Origin of the sequence: Fluctibacter halophilus (genome assembly GCF_020687825.1) — a bacterium.
Classification (GTDB): Bacteria; Pseudomonadota; Gammaproteobacteria; order Enterobacterales; family Alteromonadaceae; genus Fluctibacter; species Fluctibacter halophilus.
Window position 1 is genome coordinate 649,316 of record NZ_JAJEWP010000001.1, and the last position, 17,177, is coordinate 666,492.

At 52.9% G+C, this 17,177-nt stretch carries 14 protein-coding genes and 1 tRNA gene; 10 read left to right on the plus strand and 5 right to left on the minus strand.

Annotation, left to right across the window (positions count from 1 at the left end; translation table 11 throughout):
• Nucleotides 1-3 precede the first annotated feature (3 nt).
• Nucleotides 4-768, minus strand: a complete 765-nt coding sequence (locus LJ739_RS03010) for an SDR family NAD(P)-dependent oxidoreductase (RefSeq protein WP_229157121.1) — start codon at nucleotides 766-768, stop codon at nucleotides 4-6.
• 298 nt (nucleotides 769-1,066) lie between these two features.
• On the opposite strand from LJ739_RS03010, the gene LJ739_RS03015 reads away from it, so the two are divergent.
• The 4 genes from LJ739_RS03015 to LJ739_RS03030 are packed head-to-tail and all read left to right on the plus strand — an operon-like array spanning nucleotide 1,067 to nucleotide 7,150.
• Nucleotides 1,067-3,190, plus strand: a complete 2,124-nt coding sequence (locus LJ739_RS03015) for a 3-hydroxyacyl-CoA dehydrogenase NAD-binding domain-containing protein (protein ID WP_229157122.1) — start codon at nucleotides 1,067-1,069, stop codon at nucleotides 3,188-3,190.
• Nucleotides 3,187-4,368, plus strand: a complete 1,182-nt coding sequence (locus tag LJ739_RS03020; RefSeq protein WP_229157123.1) for an acetyl-CoA C-acyltransferase — start codon at nucleotides 3,187-3,189, stop codon at nucleotides 4,366-4,368. Before LJ739_RS03015 ends, LJ739_RS03020 begins: the two co-directional genes overlap by 4 nt.
• Nucleotides 4,369-4,410: 42 nt before the next feature.
• A complete protein-coding gene (locus LJ739_RS03025) occupies nucleotides 4,411-6,210 on the plus strand; it encodes an acyl-CoA dehydrogenase C-terminal domain-containing protein (protein ID WP_229157124.1) in 1,800 nt (599 codons plus the stop codon).
• 43 nt (nucleotides 6,211-6,253) lie between these two features.
• Nucleotides 6,254-7,150 (plus strand): alpha/beta fold hydrolase, encoded by an 897-nt coding sequence (locus LJ739_RS03030; protein WP_229157125.1) that lies wholly within the window; start codon nucleotides 6,254-6,256, stop codon nucleotides 7,148-7,150.
• 74 nt (nucleotides 7,151-7,224) lie between these two features.
• Here the strand turns inward: LJ739_RS03030 and LJ739_RS03035 are convergent, their stop codons facing one another.
• Nucleotides 7,225-7,620, minus strand: a complete 396-nt coding sequence (locus LJ739_RS03035) for a DUF3718 domain-containing protein (RefSeq protein ID WP_229157126.1) — start codon at nucleotides 7,618-7,620, stop codon at nucleotides 7,225-7,227.
• A gap of 309 nt (nucleotides 7,621-7,929) precedes the next feature.
• Nucleotides 7,930-8,832, minus strand: a complete 903-nt coding sequence (locus LJ739_RS03040) for a LysR family transcriptional regulator (RefSeq protein ID WP_229157127.1) — start codon at nucleotides 8,830-8,832, stop codon at nucleotides 7,930-7,932.
• A gap of 163 nt (nucleotides 8,833-8,995) precedes the next feature.
• Here LJ739_RS03040 and LJ739_RS03045 point away from each other — a divergent pair, with 163 nt between their 5' ends.
• The 5 genes from LJ739_RS03045 to LJ739_RS03065 all read left to right on the plus strand — a co-directional run bounded on the left by LJ739_RS03045 (nucleotide 8,996) and on the right by LJ739_RS03065 (nucleotide 13,731).
• A complete protein-coding gene (locus LJ739_RS03045) occupies nucleotides 8,996-9,451 on the plus strand; it encodes a MaoC family dehydratase (protein WP_229157128.1) in 456 nt (151 codons plus the stop codon).
• Nucleotides 9,452-9,794: 343 nt separating this feature from the next.
• Complete coding sequence (locus LJ739_RS03050) at nucleotides 9,795-12,470, plus strand: TonB-dependent receptor plug domain-containing protein (protein ID WP_229157129.1); 2,676 nt, start codon at nucleotides 9,795-9,797, stop codon at nucleotides 12,468-12,470.
• 145 nt (nucleotides 12,471-12,615) lie between these two features.
• A complete protein-coding gene (locus tag LJ739_RS03055; RefSeq protein ID WP_229157130.1) occupies nucleotides 12,616-12,921 on the plus strand; it encodes a 4a-hydroxytetrahydrobiopterin dehydratase in 306 nt (101 codons plus the stop codon).
• Between the two features lie 178 nt (nucleotides 12,922-13,099).
• A tRNA-Met gene (locus tag LJ739_RS03060) sits at nucleotides 13,100-13,176 on the plus strand.
• 300 nt (nucleotides 13,177-13,476) lie between these two features.
• Nucleotides 13,477-13,731 (plus strand): hypothetical protein, encoded by a 255-nt coding sequence (locus LJ739_RS03065; protein ID WP_229157131.1) that lies wholly within the window; start codon nucleotides 13,477-13,479, stop codon nucleotides 13,729-13,731.
• Between the two features lie 107 nt (nucleotides 13,732-13,838).
• Here LJ739_RS03065 and LJ739_RS03070 read toward each other — a convergent pair whose 3' ends face one another.
• Both LJ739_RS03070 and LJ739_RS03075 read right to left on the minus strand, forming a co-directional pair.
• Entirely contained in the window at nucleotides 13,839-15,236 is a 1,398-nt protein-coding gene (locus LJ739_RS03070) for a M20/M25/M40 family metallo-hydrolase (protein WP_229157132.1), read from the minus strand.
• Between the two features lie 114 nt (nucleotides 15,237-15,350).
• On the minus strand, nucleotides 15,351-16,253 hold the full coding sequence (locus tag LJ739_RS03075) for an alpha/beta hydrolase (protein WP_229157133.1): 903 nt from the start codon (nucleotides 16,251-16,253) through the stop codon (nucleotides 15,351-15,353).
• Between the two features lie 408 nt (nucleotides 16,254-16,661).
• Between LJ739_RS03075 and rimP the strand changes: the two genes are divergently transcribed.
• A complete protein-coding gene (rimP, locus tag LJ739_RS03080; protein WP_229157134.1) occupies nucleotides 16,662-17,120 on the plus strand; it encodes a ribosome maturation factor RimP in 459 nt (152 codons plus the stop codon).
• Nucleotides 17,121-17,177: the final 57 nt, after the last annotated feature.

Here is a 17,177-nt window from a genome sequence, read left to right on the forward strand (position 1 = left end):
TGATTACCAGGCACTGACACCGCCATCGATGGCGATGGCCTGGCCGGTCATGTAGGTGTTTGCGGGTGACAGCATCAACACCATCGCAGATACGATTTCTTCAGGCCGTCCGATACGTTTCATCGGACACCCCTGCGACATGCGCGCGATGCTATCCGCTGAGTCCAAACCATCGGTCTTAAGGATGTTGGTCTGGGTGAAGTAGGGACAGATGGCATTGACCTGAATACCGGCTTTGGCATACTCGACTGCAGCAGTGCGGGTCAAACCAACCACACCATGTTTCACCGCAGCATAAGCGCCACCTTTTGGCGCTCCCCCGAGACCGGCCATCGAGGCTACATTCATAATATGTCCCCGACCTTGGGTCAGCATTTGTTGTAACTGGTATTTCATGCCAAACAACACGCCGTTGAGGTTGACATCAACCTGACGCTGCATGGTTTGTGCATCGAGTTGGTGAATCGGCTTCATGCTGTGGGCGATGCCGGCATTGTTGATGGCGATATCCAGTTGTCCAAACTCACTGACCCCTTTTTGCACCAGGGTCTGACTCAATGCCTCTTCAGCAATATCGCCCACACAGGAAACATATCGGGTGGACGCGGGCAGGGCCTGGCAGGTCGCCGCCAGTCCGTCAGCATCAATATCGTTGAGGATGAGATTAGCGCCGCGTTCGGCAAAAGCGATGGCGAGGCCTCGGCCAAACCCGTTTGCGGCCCCTGTGATCAATACGCTCTTACCGTTGAAATCCAACAATGTGTCCATGTTTGCCTCTCCACGGGGACGGTGCACGTTGCGGCCAACGCCCTCCCGTGCATGTAAAGTGATTGTAAAAATACTGTGGTAAAGATGTAGACAATCAGACCCGCTAAAGTTTGTCAATTGCGTTCTCAGGTCCTGGTTTGTAAGGTCTGACAGCAATTCGAGGCCGCTTGTGGTCGTCCATCCGGTTATAGATTTTGGTTATTTAAGCCTATAAAACCAATAAATTTGGCTGATTGAGTCGCCTGACCTAGTATCTACGGTTATTTGGGGCGAAAAGCCCATTAGCAGAGGAATGCGTATGAGCCAACCAATGTCCGCCGCCGTTTCGACTGATACCCAAGGGCGTATTGGAATTATTACCCTGCACAACCCGCCGGTGAATGCACTGTCCAAGGCTGTGCGCACCGGTGTGCGCGATGCGATGACACATCTGTTGCAAGATGCCGCGATTGATGCGGTTGTGATCAGCTCTGACATCGGACTGTTTTCCGGCGGTGCTGATATCAGTGAATTCGCTACCGGTGATGTGGAGCCGCCATTACCCGATGTGCTTGAGTTAATTGAACAAGCCGACAAACCTGTGGTGGCAGCGATCAATGGACCGGCCTTCGGTGGAGGCCTGGAGCTGGCATTGGCCTGCCATTATCGCGTCGCCGTAACGGGCGTAAAAGTTGGTTTACCTGAGGTCCATCTGGGTATTCTGCCAGGCGCTGGCGGTACCCAACGGTTGCCCCGTCTGACCAATGTGGAAACGGCGCTGAACATGATTGTGTCCGGACAACCTGCCGCAGTACAGTCACTGTCGGGGCTGACCGATGCGCTTGTCGACACCCCAGAAGCACTGCTCGAGACTGCCTGCAACCTGGCTCAGGCCGCGGTGGGTAAGCCTATTCCACGTACGTCGGATAAATCCGTTGCAGCGGTACCCGACGGCTTTTTCGAGGGTTTTCGCAAGTCTGTGGCGCGCCAGACCCGTGGTTTCTATGCACCGGAGCGTTGCATCAGGGCGGTGGAAGCATCGTTGGAATTGCCCTTTGAGCAAGGGTTGGAACGTGAAGGGGCGCTGTTCATGGAATGCATGAAGTCCCCTCAGGCTCGCGCACAGCAACACTTTTTCTTTGCTGAACGGGCCGCTGGCCACGTCGCCGATTATGACCGTGATACACCGACCCGTCCCATTGCCCGCGTTGGGATCATCGGAGCGGGTACCATGGGTGGTGGCATCGCAATGAACTTTGCCAATGCCGGTATCCCGGTGCGTTTGCTGGAAATTAAACCCGAGGCGCTGGAAAAAGGCCTGGCGGTGATCCGTCGCAACTACGAGAACAGTGCACGCAAAGGCAAGTTGACCGAAGCCCAGGTTGAGCAGCGCATGGCGTTGCTTCAGGGCACTACCGAGTATGCAGATCTGGCCGATGTGGATTTGGTGATCGAAGCGGTGTTCGAGAAAATGGCGGTCAAAAAGGCGGTGTTTGAACAACTGGATGCAGTGTGTAAGCCCGGGGCTATTCTGGCCACCAACACGTCTACGTTGGATGTCAATGAAATCGCCCGTGCCACGTCCCGCCCAGGTGATGTGATTGGTATGCATTTCTTCAGTCCTGCCAATGTGATGAAACTGTTGGAAGTGGTCAAAGCGGATGATACGCAGCCTGATGTGATCAAAACGGTCATGCAACTGGCAAAAACCATCAAGAAAGTGGCCGTGCTGGTCGGTGTGTGTTTCGGTTTTGTCGGTAATCGCATGATTGAACCCTATTCCCGCGAAGCAAACCGCTTGTTGCTGGAGGGGGCCAGTCCACAGGACATCGACCGTGTATTGTATGAGTTTGGTCTACCGATGGGGCCGTTCACCATGGGGGACATGGCCGGTTTGGACATTGGCTACTTTGTGCGTGAATCCCGTCGTGACGCCATTGCCCACGATCCCAGCTACTGCGTGGTGGCGGATAAGCTGGTGGAAGCCGGGCGCGTTGGTCTGAAAGCCGGACGAGGGGCTTATCGTTATGAAGAGGGTAACCGTACGCCGATCCCTGACCCGGAGGTTCTCGACATCGCCCGCCAGGAGGCCGAGCGCCTCGGTGTCCAGCAACGGGACATCAGCGAGCAGGAAATTCTTGAACGGATTCTTTATCCCCTGATCAACGAAGGCTGCAAAATCCTCGAAGAGGGTATTGCCAGTAAAGCCAGTGACATTGACGTCATTTATGTTTATGGCTATGGATTCCCGATCTATCGGGGCGGACCGATGCACTATGCTGAAACCATCGGACTCGACAACATTCTAACCGCGCTGAAGGGCTACCAGAAGCAACTGGGTCAATACGGACAGGACTGGTTTACCCCTGCGCCCCTATTGGAAAACCTGGCCGCGTCGGGACAAACCTTTGCCCAGTGGGCAAAACAAAGGAGTCAATCATGAAAGAAGCGGTGATTGTGTCAACAGCACGCACCCCCATAGGTCGTGCATACCGTGGTGCGTTTAATGATTTGGAAGCGCCATCCTTAGGTGGGCACGCCATCAGTGCCGCCGTTGAACGAGCGGGAATTGCCGGCGAAGACGTTGGCGATGTGATCATGGGGAGCGCCCTGACCCAGGGGAGCGGTGGCATGAATATCGGACGGCTGGCAGCGTTGGCTGGCGGGTTGCCGGTATCGGTTGCCGGAATGACCGTTGATCGTCAATGCAGTTCCGGCATGTATGCCATTGCGACTGCAGCCAAGCAGATCATGGTCGACGGTGTGGATATCATGGTGGCCGGTGGGCTGGATTCTATCTCACTGGTGCAGAACGATAAGATGAACACCTATCGGATGGTCGACCCTGCGTTGGTGGCCAAACACAAAGACATCTACATGCCGATGCTGCAAACCGCGGAAGTGGTGGCTAAACGCTACGGTATTGATCGTGACCAGCAGGATGCTTATGCGCTGCAGAGTCAACAGCGCACCGCCGCTGCACAGCAAGCGGGCAAATTTGATGACGAGATTGTGCCCGTGACCGCGCGCAAAGTGGTGTTCGATAAAGCCACCGGTGAGCAACACCACGAGACGGTTACGCTGAACAAAGATGAAGGCAACCGCGCCGATACAACCGCTGAAGGGCTGGCCAGTTTGAAGCCGGTGATTGAAGGCGGCTGTATCACGGCCGGTAACGCCAGTCAGTTGTCTGACGGTGCCAGTGCCAGTGTGCTGATGGACGCTGCAGTGGCAGAAAAACGCGGATTGAACCCCCTTGGCGCTTACCGGGGTATTGCGGTGGCTGGCTGTGAACCGGATGAAATGGGGATTGGGCCGGTATTCGCTATCCCCAAACTGCTCAAGCAGCACGGTTTGCGTATCGAAGACATCGGTTTGTGGGAATTGAACGAGGCGTTTGCAGTGCAGGTATTGTATTGCCAGCAGAAACTCGGCATTCCGATGGAATTGATGAATGTTAACGGTGGTGCCATTTCCATCGGCCACCCTTATGGCATGAGTGGTGCGCGAATGGTGGGCCATGCCCTGCTGGAAGGCAAACGCCGCGGTGCTCGCTATGTGGTGTGCACCATGTGTATCGGCGGTGGTATGGGTGCCGCCGGGCTTTTTGAAGTGTATTGAAGTAAAACACACGCTGTAAACAGCGAGTAAGGTAGAAATAACATGCAAAATTATAAATCCCCGGTACGGGACACTCTGTTCGTGATGAATGAACTGTGCAACTTTGAGGCGCACTATGCCGCGCTGGGGTTTGACGACGCCAGTCCGGACATGGTCGAAGCCATCGCCAATGAAGCCGCCAAATTCACCGATAATGTGCTGGCGCCCATCAATGCCAGTGGTGATGAGGAAGGCTGCCAGTTTGTCGATGGGGAAGTCACTACGCCCAGTGGATTCAAACAAGCTTATCAACAATATGTTGAGGGTGGCTGGCCATCCATGGCGCACCCCGAAGCGTTTGGTGGACAGGGGTTGCCGTATTCGCTGTCGTCGGCGATCGCAGAGTGGTTTTCGGGTGCCAATCACAGTTGGGCGATGTACCCCGGGTTGAGTCAGGGCTGTATGTCGACCATCAAGGCCCACGGCACCCCTGAGCAACAGAAGATGTTTCTGCCCAAGCTGATTGAAGGTACGTGGACGGGCACCATGTGTCTGACCGAAGCCCACTGTGGCTCTGATCTGGGCATGTTAAAAACCCGCGCCGAGCCAAATCCCGATGGAACCTATTCTTTAACCGGTACCAAGATTTTTATCTCTGCCGGTGAGCATGATCTGTCTGACAATATTGTCCACATCGTACTGGCCCGTTTACCGGACGCCCCCAGTGGTACCAAGGGGATCTCACTGTTTATCGTGCCCAAGTTCAATGTCACTGATGACGGCGAGAAAGCCGAGCGTAACGGTGTCAGTTGCGGTTCGATTGAGCATAAGATGGGCATCAAAGCCAGTGCTACTTGTGTGATTAACTTTGACGGTGCGAAAGGTTATTTGATCGGGCCGCCGAACCGTGGCCTGAACTGCATGTTTACCTTCATGAACATGGCGCGGATTGGCACCGGTCTGGAAGGTCTGGCGGGCTCTGAAGCGGCCTTCCAGGGCGCGCTGGCGTACGCCAAGGATCGTCTGCAGTTCCGTTCAATGACCGGGGTTAAAAACCCTGATGGCCCGGCCGACCCCATCATCGTACACCCGGATGTGCGGCGTATGTTGCTGACCCAAAAAGCTTTTGCCGAAGGAAATCGGGCACTGGCAATCTACTGCATGCAACTGGTGGACATTACCCAGTACTGTGACGATGAACAGCAGCGCCAACAGGCTGAGGCCAAGCTGGCGTTACTGACGCCTATTGTGAAAGCCTTTCTGACCGAAACGGCCCAGGAAGCGACCAGTTACGGTATGCAGGTCTACGGCGGGCATGGCTACATCAAAGAGTGGGGCATGGAACAACTGGCGCGGGATACCCGCATCTGTACCATGTATGAAGGCACCACAGGCATTCAGGCGATTGATTTGCTGGCCCGTAAAGTGCTGGGCTCGAATGGCAAGCTGCTCCAGGTATTCACCCAGGAGGTGCGTGACTATTGCGTCAGTTTGCGTGATAAGCCGCAATTCAACCAGTGGTCTAACGCGCTGGAAAGTCACCTCGATGAGTGGCTGTCGGTGACGGAAGAGCTGGGCAAAAATGCCGCCTCTAATCCGAATGAAATTGGTGCTGCATCAGTCGATTACCTGATGTACAGCGGCTATGTGACGGTCGGCTACTTCTGGCTGAAAATGGCTGTCGTGGCGCAACAGAAGTTGGATGAGGGTCACCCAGAACAGGACTTTTATCAAGCCAAGTTGCACACGGCGAAGTTTTACTTTGATCGCTTGCTAACCCGCACCCGCTCGTTGTTGTTCGCGATGCAGTCCGGCTCGGACAACCTCATGCAAATGACTGAAAGCCAGTTTATGCCTGAGTAAACCGACAAGGAGGAAGGCGGCCCGAGGGCCGCCTTTTTTGTCAATGACAGACATTCAGTCACATTACCTTGAAATACAGGGCCTGCGTTTGCATACCCTATGTGCAGGCGACGCGGACAATCCGGTGGTGCTGTTTTTACACGGCTTCCCGGAAGCAAGCTTTGCCTGGGATCCCTATCTGCAAACATTGTCCGATCACTTTTGTGTCTATGCGTTTGACTTGCCGGGCTACAACGACAGTGATGCGCTGGCAACGCCGCAGGAATACCAGATCCCATCGTTGCTGGAAATTCTGGCTCGGTTCATTGAGCATATCGGTCGCGGCAAGCCCATCTACCTGGTGGCCCACGACTGGGGAGGAGCACTGGCGTGGCCATTGGCGGCGTTTTACCCGCAGCTGATTGCCCGACTGCTGATCCTGAACGCACCGCACCCCGCCGGATTCACCCGTGCACTGCGCGATAATCCCCGGCAACGACAGCAAAGTGCCTATATCCATCAGCTTGTGGCAGCAGATATGCCCGACATTTTGGTGGCATCTGATTTTGCTCTGTTGCGCGAGATGTTGTTTGAAGGGCGCCTCGACAAGGGGTTCAGTGACGCTCAACAGCAACGTTATCTTGACAGCTGGCGTAAGCCGGGTCGTGTGCAGGGGATGTTGCAGTATTACCATCAGATGCCTCAGATGCCGCCGGCTGAAAACGATCCAAATCTGCACTACTACCTCGAGCAGATGCGTATACCGTCATTGCGGGTGCAGGTACCCACCCTGGTTTTGTGGGGGATGCAGGATAAAGCGTTTGTACCTGAGGTACTCGATACTCTGGAGGATTGGGTCGCGGAAGTGGACGTCATGCGCGTCAATAATGCGAGTCATTGGATCCACCACGAACAACCGGACATTGTTATCGAGCAGATAAGGCGCTTTTTTAGTCCTTGAAAAAGAAAAAACGGCCTCAAAGAGGCCGTTTTAGCGCCGGGGGCCGACTAATTCCCCCAACCATGTTGAACCTTTTAGATGCGGTCCATCAATTCCTTGGTGATTGGGCTGTCAGCCAACCCATTCTCAGCTGCCCAGGCTTGCAGTGTCTTGCCGTCTTTTTCAGGGGCAGACAGATCACTTTTTGGCATTTTCTTGACCATCAGGGTGCCGGTTTCTACTGCATTGTTCAGCATTGCAGTGCGGATCAGGCTCTGGCCGCCACATGAAATACCGTTATAGTAGTCACGCAACTTCAAACGGTAGTCTGACTGGACTTTCTTCATTTTCTTACGCAGCTCACCTTTATCGTCTGTTTTAACAATGGTGCAAATGTTTTGCAGTGCATCGTTGATGTCAGCGTGGGCAGTGCCAGCGAAAACAAAAGACAATGAAGCGATAGCGACAGAAGTTTTAACAATTTTCAACATGGTTAATTCCTCAGCAAGTTCACGATTAATTCGAACGAGAGGTATTAAAGCCAATTTATACTGGTTAAAAAATCGTCGCCTTGATACATGGGTATGTGGAGTAATACCTAACGGTTTGCGTCGATAACCATGCCACAGTCATTAAATTCTTTTAATACAGTGGGTTATCTTTATTCTCAATATTTCGGGTTGCCGTCAACAAACCGCAGGTAAATGTTGATGAATTGTAAATAATGCATCGTATCGTAGCTAATGTGAGGGGGTTGGAGACCGAATTCATTGTGCCTTCAGGGTAATTTTCAATCAACCTTAGCCAGGACTGAACGCTTTGGCCACATCAGCAATCAATTCACGCATCCAGATGTGGGCGTGGTCGTGATCGGCGCTGACGTGCCAATACAAGAAGTAATCAATGGCCGGCACATCAAAGGGCATTTCATAAATGGCCAGATCATAATGCTTGGCCAGGTGATAAGGGATGCAGGCGATCAAATCGGTTTTCACAATCGTGGGTGGCACGGTCAGGAAATGTTGGCCTCGCATCACGATGGTACGGCGTTTGCCAATTTTATCCAACGCGATGTCGATAGGACCGATACCACCGCGACGGTGCGACACATTGATTTGGCCGAGTCGAAGGAAGGTGTCCAAATCAATGCCGTTGCGCAAATCAGGATGATTTTTGCGCGCCATCACCACAAATCGATCACTGGCGATCCATTGCTTCTTCAGGTGAGGATCAGTATAGGAAGAGGCATCTGCATAGAAATCGAGGCTGCCACTGGCCATTGCCGAGACCACTTCATTGCGATCAATTTCGTAATTGGTTACCGAAACATGCGGCGCACGGTTCTGTAATTTGGCCAACAAACGCGGCATCACACTGGCTTCAAACAGATCCCGGGTAGCAAAGTGAAAGGTTTTTTCCGCCGAAGCTGGTTCAAAGGTATGGCTGTTCTGGACACTTTTTCGCAGTAGCGACAAAGCTTCCCTGGCCGGGCCAATGATATTTTGTGCCACGGGCGTAGGCGTCATGCAGTGCCCGGTGCGCACAAACAGTGGATCGTTAAGCATGTCACGCAGCCGAGCCAGTGAGTTGCTGACAGCAGGTTGGGTAATGCACAACACATCGGCTGCCTTGGTCAGGCTGCCGGCCGTGTAGATCGCGTCAAATACCGCAAACAGGTTCAGGTCAATTCGGTTCAGGTTCATGCTACGTTCCTCACAGCGAAATGTCTGAGTGACTGGGTCGCTGCCCGATATAATTAATTTGTCTGATAGATTTATATAGATAACATTCATTTCATTGATAGTAAATAGCCCGCTATGGTGTATTCTCAGATCGTTGGATATGTCTCAGACTCAAGGAATTGCCATGACCCAAGCCATACCCTTGCTTGAATTGCAGCCTGACCAGCCTTTACCCCCCTCACCATGGGTCACCATTGATCAGGCGATGATTGATCAATTTGCCCAGGTCACCGGTGACCATCAGTGGATCCACGTCGATGAGCAGCGCTGTGCCAAGGAAAGCCCTTTGGGGTGTACGATTGCCCATGGCTTGCTGACTACCGCACTGATGCCGGGTTTGTTCTATCAGCAAGTTTTTATCGATGAGAAGCGGGACAGTGTGTTGAATTACGGCATGGACAATGTTCGCTATCTTGAACCGGTGCGGGTGAATGACCGGATCCGTTATCACAGTTGTCTGAAAGCCACCGAAAATAAACCGCGGGGCGTGTTGTTTCGGTTTACCACCACGGTGGAAATTGATTGGCGTGACAAGCCGGCCATGATTGGCGAGTTCCTGCTGCTTCGTCTGACCACTTAAGCCACCACCTTCTTTATTCTGGTATGCCTCAGAGGTGGCCCCGTTTGTGGCCGGTATTTTTTGCGACTGGCCGTTCAGGGCCCTATTTACCGCCCTTTCACTAGTATGACCATATCGTAAACTAATTGTTAAGAATAAATAACAACCTGTTTACATATGGGCCTTTCACTCCTACTCTTTTTATGGAGGGAAGAAACCACCGGGTTTCAACCCTTTACACAATAACGAAGACAGATCAAAACCAATGATGTCGGGCGAATGTGTTGTGCTGAGAGATGCGATGTGTCAATGCAACATGCGGTTTCGCAAAGCCATTGTGGTTTTGATGTAGGGGACACACACCATGAAACTAAATACCCGGCTCAGCACGGTTGCCAGCGTAGTTGCTGCCAGCCTGATGGCGTCTGCCAGCCCGGCAATAGCGCAAGAAGCAGAGGCACAGCAAGAAAGCGTTGAACTGATACTGGTCACAGGCAGTTATGTACGGCGCAGTGAGAACTTTGAATCACCTTCGCCGTTGGCGGTGGTCGACAGCGTTGCTATCGAGGCCATCGGCGCTAAAAACATCAGTGACATCACCCAAACCCTGACCATTAATACCGGGGCTCAGAATAATCCCGATGCCTTTACCCAGAATGCCACCGCAGGTACCTCCAACATTAACCTGCGCGGATTGGGGGTCGCCTCAACACTGGTATTGTTAAACAATAAACGCCAGGTCGTGACAGCGCAGCCTACCAATGAAGGTTACAACTTTGTCGATACCAGCTCACTGGTGCCGATGATCGCCATTGGACGCATGGAAGTGGTTAAAGACGGTGCTTCCGCCTTATACGGCTCAGACGCGGTTGCCGGCGTGGTTAACTTCATTACCCGCCGTGACTATGAAGGCGCGATGATGAGTTTCGATTACCAGGACGGTGCGCACGGTGACAACAAAGAGTTTGTCATTCAGGGATTGTGGGGAGCCAGTTGGGACAAAGGCAATGTGATGGGGGCGGTTAGCTATACCAACCGTTCGCCCTTGTACACCGGCGATCGACGTTTGAGTCGCATTCAGGATGACACCAGTGCACTGGGTAATCCGGGCGCTTACTTCCTTGGTTCAACGCCGTTCATTGACCCGACCGGCTGTGTCGAATTCGGTGGTTATCCGCAGTTGCTGGCACCGTCTGGTACGGTACCAGGCCTTGAGATTGGTTTCTGTGGGTTTGATTTCGGCGATCTTTACTCCTTCGTACCCGACGAATCTCGCGTGTCTTCGTATTTTAAAGCTGAATATGAGATGACGGATGACATCCGTTGGATCAACGAGATTTCCTATGCCCGAAACCGTGCTAAGCGCGGTGGGTCACCGACCTTTCCTATCCTGACCCAGCCGGTAGTGCCGGCTAACCATCCGTCCAACCCTTTTGGTGCGCCGGTGGCCTTTTTCGGTCGTGCGATAGGCAACGGTGGGGAAGGCGACCCGGCCTATACTGAGTCGGACACCTTCCGCTTCAGCACCATGTTACAGGGTGAGCTGGCCAGCGGCTTCTGGGAGGCCAGTTATACGGTTGCCCGCAACGACTTTTTGTTCCGGGTAAATGATACCCTGGATCGGGAATTTAATCTGGCGCTGAACGGTTTGGGTGGAGCGGATTGTAATCCCATCAGTGGTACACCCGGCGTTGGCCCGTGTGAATACTACAACCCGTTCGCCACTTCTTACTCGGTCATGCCGAATTCCCAGTACGTGATCGATTCCTTTACCGCGACCGAGACCATTGATTCTAAATCGGACCTGCAGGTGATTGAGGCGTTTGCCTCCACCGAGCTGTTTGAAATGGACGGTGGTTATGCCAGTGTGGCCTTTGGTGGTCAATGGCGCGAGCAGAAACTGGTGCAGGATTACGATGACCTGGCCAATCAGGATGCCTTTACCTTTGTTATCGGTAACCCCGACATCAAAGGCGACCAGGATGTTATCGCTGCGTTTGCGGAACTGGCGATGCCGGTATCCGAAACCCTCGATGTTCAGTTGGCGCTGCGCTATGAGGACTACGGTGGCTCAATCGGCAATACGCTGGATCCCAAACTGGCTGCGTCATGGCGGGTGAGCGAGAACTTCTCGTTGCGGGGCTCGATTTCGACTTCCTTCCGCGCACCATCCATCTTCCAACAGGCCGGTGGCTCAACGTCGCTTAACCAGGTGGTTGATCCGTTGACCGGCGCAGTAGCCTTTGCGGCAGTGCGTTCCAGTGGTAATGAGGATCTGACGCCGGAAGAATCAACCGCTTACAATATCGGTTTTTCTTTCGAGCCGTTGGATGACTGGTCGATTGAAGTGGATTACTGGAACTTCGAATTCGAAGACCTGATCATTCAGGAAGCCTTCCAGGCCATTCTGAATGCTGAACCGCAGAACCCTGACCGGGTTGTACGTGCCGGTGACCCGTTGACCGGTCCGGTGTTACAGATTAACACCACCTTCGTTAACGCCAACTCGCTGGAAACATCAGGTCTGGATTTGGTCACCAGCTACAAGTTCGAAACCGACATGGGGACCTTTACGCCCAGTCTGACGGCGACCTACATCACCAAGTATGATCTGGCCGATCCACAGGCCGGTAACATCGATGGTGCAGGGCGACGTAACTTCACCAATATTGGTGTGTCCTCACCGGAGTTGCGCTACAACATCGGCTTGAACTGGCAGAATGAGTTCCATTCCGCCAACCTGTTTGTGCGTTACATTGACAGCTACGATGACGACCAGAACTGTGCAGACGGTACCGCGTTCTCTGCTGCCTGTACTCAAGGGTTCAAATCGATTGACAGCCATGTGACCGTCGATGCCCAATATAACATTGATATTGGTGGCATCATGGAAACAGACAGCAGCTATGTACTGACCATCGGCGGGATCAACCTGACGGATGAAGATCCACCGCAGGTATTTACCAACAGTGGCTTTGATTCCAAGGTTCACGACCCCCGCGGCCGTCAGATCTATGCCCGGTTGGCAGTGGAGTTCTGATAAGCAGGGTATAGCAGGGACTGACCCTGCTGCTTAACGTAAAGCCCGGCTGCCATTTGGCGCCGGGCTTTTTTGTTATTGCGGCTGTCCTTTGACAAAAAATTTGCCATCATAGCGCCATCACAATCCTGAGGAGAGAACGCCAATGGCAAGCAAAATGAATGATCTGGATATCAGCAATGCACTGGCAAGCCTGAATGAAGGCAAAGAAGAGGCCGATTGCTGGCAACGTAAAGGCGACAAGATCGTTAAGACCTTCAAGTTCAAGAGCTTTATCCGTGCGTTTGGTTGGATGTCACAAATGGCCATCTGGGCTGAGAAGCTTAACCATCACCCGGAATGGTTTAATGTCTATAATAAAGTAGAGGTGACATTGACCACCCACGATGTAGACGGGCTCAGTGAACTGGACTTTAAAATGGCGGAAAAAATGGAGCGCTTCTACAGCTAAGGTGAACGAATCGTTGATTATTTGGTCTTATTGGTGAAAGGCTGAGCAGTTGGCGCGATTTTTGAAAGAATTTCGCAATTAATTCAAAATCCGCCTTGCGTGGCAGCATTCACTATGTATAATACGCACCACTTGAGCGAGACAGGTCAGCAACGACCCTCCTCAAACCAGTTTCAGACGCGGGATGGAGCAGTCTGGTAGCTCGTCGGGCTCATAACCCGAAGGTCGTAGGTTCAAATCCTGCTCCCGCAACCAAACAAAAAGCCTCGGCATTTGCCGGGGCTTTTTTGTTTCCGACCCCCGTTTGACCTGCGGACGACGACCGTGCCGTACGGTGGCCTTGCCATCAGTGACCATTAGTGTTGGCTACTGGCGAGATTGGCATTTCTTCTCACTGTTTTAGCGCGAAAAAACGGAAGCTTCACCAGGCCTTTTTAAGCTGCTGTTAAAGCTCTGCTGATCTGACACTGCGTTGACACCCTGGATTTCCGATACCAAGCTATAATGGTGCAACATTGTGTGCTGAAAAAGTAGGGTATGTCGTGGAGACAGAAGATGACAGCTAAATCCAGAGGTAACAACAAACCCAGAATAACCATACCATCCTCGCCGTTAACCGTGTTTGGGCCGTGCGATGGTGAGGGAGAAGAAGATTACATCGTAGCAGGTGCGAGACGACACGAACATAATCCACCCGATGATTCATGTATCTCTTTTGATGATATGACGGAAGAGCAATATTTAGGAACAGACAACACTGTTGATGAGGAAGATATCTCCGTTTTGGGTAACGTCGCTGCTGACAAGTAGACGTTGATTGATTTTTGACAATGTGAACGTACTCCTGGCACCTCAACGGCGAATCACAGCACAAAAAAGCCCGGCAATGCCGGGCTTTTTATTGTGCTTACCGTCAGCTACTGTCGGAAGTCCACACCGCTTTGCGCTGCGAAGTAGGCAAACAAAGTGTACACCGTGGTGTTGTTGACCAACGCTTCACGGTTAACTTTGTCCAGGGTGTCATTTTCGGTGTGGTGGTAGTCGAAATAATCGCTGCCATCGGGCTCGAAATTCACCGCAGGCATACCCGCTTCACCGAGCAGACTCATGTCCGACTGACCTTTGGCGTCGTTCGTGCTGGCCAGTGATATACCCATCGGGGTGAGGTAGGCGGCAAAGTCGCGGATGGCATTGAGGGACGACGGGCCCACGCCGGGTGCCAATTCATAAATATTGCCGTTACCGAAGTCCCATTCTGCGCCAATTACATGGTTTTTCAGGTCACCGTGACGGGCCACATAGTCTTTGGCACCAATGAGGCCAATTTCCTCGGCTGCAAATAACAGAACACGCACAGAGCGCGCCGGGCGTTGTTTCAACTGACCAATATGATGGGCTGCGGCCATCACCATACCGACGCCAATGCCGTCGTCAATTGCGCCGGTGCCTACGTCCCAACTGTCCAGGTGGGCGCCAAGCAGGACAAATTCATCTGGATTGGTTGTGCCGGTGATTTCACCCAGGACATTGGCGATACGCACGGTTTTGCCCGTGGGACCACTGGCGCCCAGTTGCAGCGAAAAGGTCACCGGTTGGCCGCGCTTCAGCGCATTGTCCATCAGGTCGGCATCAGGATTGGAAACCGCCACCGCCGGAATTTTTCGGATGCCGTCCTTGTAGCGCATCACGCCGGTATGGGCCAGACGGTTGTCATCCGTACCGACCGAGCGCATGACAAAGGCGATAGCGCCTTTTTCAGCAGCGACAGCGGCACCGGATACCCGGGCACCCACGGCTTTTCCATAGCCGTGACCGTCGATGTGTCGCTCCATCCGGTAGGCCACATAAGCGATTTTACCGTTCAGTGAACCGGGCGCAGCGGCTTTCAGATCATCCAGCGTTTCGAAGCGCACAATATCGCCTGTCAGTGTCTTACCGTCAGTGCCCACGCTGCCGCCAAGGGCCAGCGCAACCAGCTTGTGCGGGTAGGGTGCGGTCAGTTGTGCATTGGTGTCGCCACGGGTCCACAGATCGGCCTGGCTCTCTTCAATCCATACCTTGTCGAAGCCCAGGGTTTTCATTTTCGCCACGGCCCAGTCAATGGCTTTATCGCTGCCGGGCGTACCCACCATGCGTGGACCTACCTCGGTGGTCAGGGATTCGGTCAGCTCATAAGCCAGCTCCGAGGCGGTGCTGGTGGCTTTGAGTTGATCCAGGGTGTCGCGCATGTCGGCCACCGATGTGGCTGCCAATGACAGTGGGCTGTGCAGTAATCCCACCATCAAGAGGGTGGAGAGGGCGTGTAAACGTTGCATGTACTTCTCTTATCCGTTGGCCAGTAAACTGCGCATCACAGCATGTCGACGGATGAGGGTAAAGGCTTTTTCGTTCAACGCCCCCCTACGTTCGATAAACCCCGTCCCTAAGGTCTAGAGGTGGTAGCAATTGCGATCGGCGTCATAGTCCAGATCGCCGGTCTGTACTTTGCTGCCACTGAACACTTGTTGAAAGAATGTCTTGGCCCTTGCGTGAGCGACGACGTCGTCAATCCACAGCCGGTGTTTGTTGACCGCGTGAGGTACACGGCCAAAATTAAAATAATGCATTACCGAAGAATTGAGATTACCCAGCGTATTGCCCAGGCGGTCGGGGTTCAGGATATCCGAAAAGTCGAGCACATCATCGGTTTCATTGACTGTCGCCATGACCCGGGAGTGACGGGCTAAATCGTCTGCCCAGTGCTGATGGCCCAGGCTATCCACATCGGCCTGATGCAGTAAGATGTTATCCAGAAAGGCCGTCTGCTGAGCAAACCCCATCCCGGCCACAAAACTTTGCATCAGGTAATTGCCCATACTGTGAACGACCAGACTGCGAATGTTCTGCAAATGCCCGTGGGTTTCGCGGTATTCATTGAACTTGTCGAAGAAGCGCTCCAGCGCAACGGCAGAGCGGCGGGCGTTTTGCCGCGCCCTGCGGTATTCCTTTATTTTCCAGAAAATGCTTTGTGGTCCAGGGTTCGACGGCCAGGAAAAGGCAATGACATTCACGCCGAAGCGTTCGATTTCCTGGCATTTGCCGAGGTTCTTGGCCAGGTCCTGATTAAAGCCATGAATGAATAGGCAACAGGGTTTGTTATCTAGTTCCAGTTGGGTGAATACCTGTTCAGATGGCAGTGGCAGATCAGGATCCTCTGTCAGGAATTCCAGCGATAGCTGCTCGCCGGTAACCAGACGGGCAACCCGCAGGTATTCATTGCCCATGGGGTTAAAATCATCTCCGAGCCATTGCTCATTGTTGGTGACATTACGGTTGGAAAACACATATATCATGGTGAGGCCTCGGTTGCCGCGACACCCCGTCGGGTAACAAGGTGGGGTGGGTGTATACGTGCAAGTATAGTGCGTTTTACATGGCTCGCCTCTCACCGCACCGGGCAAAGGAATTGTTCCTGCCAGCACCGCACAGGTTGAATAAACACCATTCCCCCTATATAATGCGACCAGATTTTACGAAGGTGGACTCCCTCATTGAGCACAGTAACGCCTTCATTATGCCTCGATGCGTAAGAATCGAGGCGTAACCACGAGTCGTTGACAGTATGCAACGACGTTGTATGTGGACCAGGGTCCAGACACAACAAGCCCCGCCAGTACGGGGCTTTTTGTTATCCTGCTGGTAGACAGTATCACGATCTTTGTCTGGGCTTATTGCCCTTTTTTTGTTTTTGGAGCAAGCATTTGTCGCAACTTGAGCAAAAGCTGACCGACATGTTAACCGCCCCGGTAGAAGCCCTTGGCTTTGAGTTACTGGGTGTCGAGTTTGTCAGAGCCGGTAAGCATTCAACCTTGCGGGTGTACATCGATCATCCTGACGGGATCACGGTGGATCATTGTGCGGATGTCAGTTACCAGGTCAGTTCGGTATTGGATGTGGAAGATCCCATCAATACTGAATACAACCTGGAAGTGTCGTCACCCGGCATGGACCGACCGTTGTTCAGAGAAGATCACTACAAGGCCATTGTAGGGGAAGTGGTGTCCGTCAGGTTACGGGTACCGATGGACAACCGTCGTAATTTCAAAGGCCAGTTGCTGGCCTGTGATAATGGCAACATTGACGTTGAAGTTGATGGGCAGCGCTATGTGCTGGCGATCAATAACATTGAGAAAGGTAATCTTGTCCCATCGTTTGATTAACGGTGGTGTATAGGCACAGGGCCCTTTGGAGCTAAAAAGGGTAATCAGTGAGGCAAC

What these genes read in the sequence shown, in the direction of transcription:
- LJ739_RS03050 (WP_229157129.1), top strand. Translation starts at nt 9,795, where the DNA reads ATGAAACTAAATACCCGGCTCAGCACGGTTGCCAGCGTAGTTGCTGCC.
- LJ739_RS03035 (WP_229157126.1), bottom strand. Translation starts at nt 7,620, where the DNA reads ATGTTGAAAATTGTTAAAACTTCTGTCGCTATCGCTTCATTGTCTTTT.
- LJ739_RS03030 (WP_229157125.1), top strand. Translation starts at nt 6,254, where the DNA reads ATGACAGACATTCAGTCACATTACCTTGAAATACAGGGCCTGCGTTTG.
- LJ739_RS03065 (WP_229157131.1), top strand. Translation starts at nt 13,477, where the DNA reads ATGACAGCTAAATCCAGAGGTAACAACAAACCCAGAATAACCATACCA.
- LJ739_RS03015 (WP_229157122.1), top strand. Translation starts at nt 1,067, where the DNA reads ATGAGCCAACCAATGTCCGCCGCCGTTTCGACTGATACCCAAGGGCGT.
- LJ739_RS03010 (WP_229157121.1), bottom strand. Translation starts at nt 768, where the DNA reads ATGGACACATTGTTGGATTTCAACGGTAAGAGCGTATTGATCACAGGG.
- LJ739_RS03075 (WP_229157133.1), bottom strand. Translation starts at nt 16,253, where the DNA reads ATGATATATGTGTTTTCCAACCGTAATGTCACCAACAATGAGCAATGG.
- LJ739_RS03025 (WP_229157124.1), top strand. Translation starts at nt 4,411, where the DNA reads ATGCAAAATTATAAATCCCCGGTACGGGACACTCTGTTCGTGATGAAT.
- LJ739_RS03045 (WP_229157128.1), top strand. Translation starts at nt 8,996, where the DNA reads ATGACCCAAGCCATACCCTTGCTTGAATTGCAGCCTGACCAGCCTTTA.
- LJ739_RS03040 (WP_229157127.1), bottom strand. Translation starts at nt 8,832, where the DNA reads ATGAACCTGAACCGAATTGACCTGAACCTGTTTGCGGTATTTGACGCG.
- LJ739_RS03055 (WP_229157130.1), top strand. Translation starts at nt 12,616, where the DNA reads ATGGCAAGCAAAATGAATGATCTGGATATCAGCAATGCACTGGCAAGC.
- LJ739_RS03070 (WP_229157132.1), bottom strand. Translation starts at nt 15,236, where the DNA reads ATGCAACGTTTACACGCCCTCTCCACCCTCTTGATGGTGGGATTACTG.
- LJ739_RS03020 (WP_229157123.1), top strand. Translation starts at nt 3,187, where the DNA reads ATGAAAGAAGCGGTGATTGTGTCAACAGCACGCACCCCCATAGGTCGT.